Source organism: Bacteroidota bacterium (genome assembly GCA_040388375.1).
Lineage (GTDB): Bacteria > Bacteroidota > Bacteroidia > UKL13-3 > UKL13-3 > JAAFJM01.
Genome location: JAZKBU010000031.1, coordinates 1 through 3,733, shown reverse-complemented (window position 1 = coordinate 3,733; position 3,733 = coordinate 1). Strand labels below are relative to the sequence as shown.

4 protein-coding genes are annotated in these 3,733 nt (G+C 32.4%); all 4 read left to right on the top strand.

What is annotated here, in order from left to right; genetic code table 11:
• A partial coding sequence (locus V4538_17680; GenBank protein MES2382883.1) for an RHS repeat-associated core domain-containing protein occupies positions 1 to 1,019 on the top strand: 1,019 nt, incomplete at its 5' end.
• Position 1,020: 1 nt separating this feature from the next.
• Complete coding sequence (locus tag V4538_17675) at positions 1,021 to 1,218, top strand: hypothetical protein (GenBank protein MES2382882.1); 198 nt, start codon at positions 1,021 to 1,023, stop codon at positions 1,216 to 1,218.
• Between the two features lie 310 nt (positions 1,219 to 1,528).
• Complete coding sequence (locus V4538_17670; GenBank protein MES2382881.1) at positions 1,529 to 2,935, top strand: RHS repeat-associated core domain-containing protein; 1,407 nt, start codon at positions 1,529 to 1,531, stop codon at positions 2,933 to 2,935.
• Between the two features lie 11 nt (positions 2,936 to 2,946).
• Positions 2,947 to 3,474 carry a hypothetical protein gene (locus V4538_17665; GenBank protein ID MES2382880.1) on the top strand — a complete coding sequence of 176 codons (528 nt, stop codon included), beginning with the start codon at positions 2,947 to 2,949 and terminating at the stop codon, positions 3,472 to 3,474.
• Positions 3,475 to 3,733 lie beyond the last annotated feature (259 nt).

Sequence of the window (3,733 nt, the reverse complement as noted above, 5' to 3'; positions counted from 1 at the left end):
ACATGTACGTAAAAGATGTCGCGAGTACCACAAACTTAATAAGCATAACAGATTTTATGACCCCTGGTGATTACAGTTATATTTTCACTGCTACTGGCTTTGAAACCAATGTAATATTCCATGAGGCAGGTAATGCTTCTGGTAGTGTGCAAATCTGTAACTTTACTTTGGAAGAGGTAGAAGCGGAAAATGGGTATAGGTTTGGTTTTAATGGTAAAGAGAATGACGGTGAAACCCAAACACAAGATTATGGTTTTAGGATTTATAATAATCGATTAGGTAGGTTTTTGAGTGTTGATCCGTTGTTTGAAGATTATCCATATTATTCAGCATATCAATTTTCAGGTAATAGTCCTATTCAATTTATAGATTTAGATGGTGCTGAACCTGCTAGACTTAACAAATACAATATTTGGCAATCTGCAAGAGATAATGTTAATAATGGTGGTAATAAATGCGAAAACGCTATCGTTAATGCGAGGGTAAAAAATCAAAAATCAATGGGCACTATTAAGCCATTCATTCCTAATGCAGTAGAAAAAATAAAAGATAATTTTTTGACGGTAAAAGAAGACGATGGTTACATAACTAAAGCAGCAAAATTTGCAGGTGGTGTAGTATATGGCTCATTAAATGACTTGTCAGCAACAGTTACCAATTTAATAGGAATGGAACCTACAAATTTAGAGGGTCATAATTTGACTAGAGGCACAGAACTAACTGATGCTACAATTGGGACTTTGTCAACATTAATTCCAACGGAACGAATTTTTAAACCAGTATCGAAAGCCGCGGCTATGGGATTAAGTAAGTTTGCGAATACTATGTTAACGCAGGCAGAAAGAAAAGCTATGTCCCAAAGTGCAAAACACTTACTACATAAAAAGCATAATGCTAAGGTACTGAACTTGAAACAGTTAAATAAAAAAGGAAAAGAGACTCTGGAGAAGTTAAAAGATGCAGGTGAAATTGTGAAGACTGTTGCAAAAGATAAAAAAGAAAAGGAGGAGAAAAAATAATATGGTAGGATTTTTTTTCGCATACATTGGTGCGGTAATGAGATGGTTATTTAGTGATAGGAAAAAAAGTATTAATTATTTTTATACAGAAGAAGGCGATAATGATTCTGAAAGTATTTTAGGTAGTTCACTATGGAATAGATTGATCGGTATAGTAACTATTGTTTTATTGATGTTTATTGTTGGTTCTTTTTTATAATAAAATAGCAACCGCTGGTAGTGTAACATTTATCACTTTTGGATATAATGATTTTCTAAATAACTGAAAAACAAAATAAAGTGTAGTTAAATAACCATAAAAGAGAGGGGTTAATATTCCTCTCTTTTATTTTATAAATGCGTTAGGGAGCATTATTACTAGGTTTGTATTTTCTTGGTGTACCATTTATCACCTAAAAAACCATGAATTGTCAATACTGTAAAGGAATTTGAATTAAAAAAGCTGCTAAAAATTATTTTATCAATCAGTATTAAAAGCAACTCCTTTTTTATATTATTGAGTTTATAAAATGCTAACTAAATACCCATTATATTACCATTCGTTCGGGGCTCCAATGGCTACTCGTAACAAACAGGTAAGCAGTGTGTTAGTGACAAAAACCGTGAGCGAAAGTTCGTTTTCAAGCGGTGTTGACGGGTGGGTAGCAACCAGCAATGCAACCTTAAGCAATGTATACGGTAACATACGTGCAACCGTAACAGCCTTAAATGCAGGTATGCAAAAAACCTTTAGTACCGAGGCAGGCAAAACCTACCGCATCATGTTTAAAGTAAACCTACGTGGCTGGCCATACATGTACGTAAAAGATGTCGCGAGTACCACAAACTTAATAAGCATAACAGATTTTATGACCCCTGGTGATTACAGTTATATTTTCACTGCTACTGGCTTTGAAACCAATGTAATATTCCATGAGGCAGGTAATGCTTCTGGTAGTGTGCAAATCTGTAACTTTACTTTGGAAGAGGTAGAAGCGGAAAATGGGTATAGGTTTGGTTTTAACGGTAAAGAACTTGACCCAGAAGGAATGGGTGGTGGTGGAAGCACTTACGATTATGGTTTCCGTATCTATAATGCACAATTAGGTAAGTTTTTAAGTGTTGATCCGTTAACTGGTGAATATCCTTGGTGGACACCTTATCAATTTGCTGGGAATAGACCTATTGATGGAATAGATTTAGATGGCTTAGAATTCTTAGATGCAGATGAAGCAAGGGTTGAATATAAGTATGGCCGATTACAACTTAAAGTAGAGAACTTTTGGTTAGTTGGAAATTTTGTTTCAAAAAACTTAAATCCTGCAAAATGGAAGCAAGGAGATATTGGGTATAATCCAACAATTGCAAGTATTCAATTTAATATTAAAACTCAAGCACAAGCTACTGATATTCCTGGGGAGCAACTTCCCAATGCTTGGAAACCTCAAACAGAGAATAATAGATCTAGAAACTATGGTAAGAAAGGAACACCTGGAAATTTAAGTATACCTCCTGGGAATAAAACCAAAGCTATGGCTAAAGGTGTGGCAGCAATGGAAGCAATAATATTTGTTTCAGAACAAGTAGCATATTTTCAAGATTTGTACGATAATGATTTAATAACTGAACATACAGAATTGGCTGAAAAAGCTTTTGAAAATGTAAAAACAGAATTATCCATAGAGAATGGTTTAATTGATAAAAAATATCAAAATAAGGAAAGTTTGACTAATATAATGAATGTAGTTTTGCAGGGCGTTAATAATACTGATGATAAAGAAATTTATAACATTGGAATTAAGATATACAATAAGTATAATCCCAAAGCAACAACTCCAACATCATCTCCTGTCCCTAATCCTGCTGGTTCTACAACACCAACTGATAATACTTATCAAGTACCTCCACCCTCTGCTGTATCGATTAAAAAACCTTAATTAACGATTAAATGACTAAACAAATTTCTATGTTTTTTTTGCTCTTTGCAGCCTTATTTATATTTGGTTCATGTAAGACCAATATAAATAAAGTAATGGAGGGCACTTGGGTTGTCGATACAATCTACTACAAGGGGTATGATGTTAAACCCTGTGTTTTGGCTAATATGATTATATTCTTTGAAAAAAATAATAGAGCTTCATTGTGTAAAATAGATAATCGATGTGATGAAGCATTGATAGGTAAGAATATCAAGACAGATGAGGGTTCATGGGAAATTATCCAATCAATTAATAAAAAAGATACAATGCCATTAAGCATAAAATTTAATACTAAAAATGAAATTTTTACAGGTGTTCACAAATTAGTTTTTCATAAAGAAGACAAAAAAAAATTACTAAAAATAGAAATTTTTTCAGATGATTTATATATGATTTGTGTAAAAACTCTTTTTTATTATGATAGTAATAAAGAATTAATAGATGAGTTGGAAAAATTAAGTTGGTCAAACAGACCTTCATTAATTAATAAGCATTAGATGGTTGGTAGTGTACCATTTGTCACTTTTGAATATTGTGATTTTATAAATAGCTGAAAAACAAAATAAAGTGGAGTTAAGTATCCATAAAAGAGAGGAGTTAATTTTCCTCTCTTTTATTTTAAAAATGTATTAGGGAGCATTATTACTAGGTTTTTATTTTCTTGGTGTACCATTTATCACTTAAAAAACCATGAATTGTCTATACTGTAAAGGAATTTGCTTAGTTAGTAGTAGTTAAAATTTATTTAATCAATTC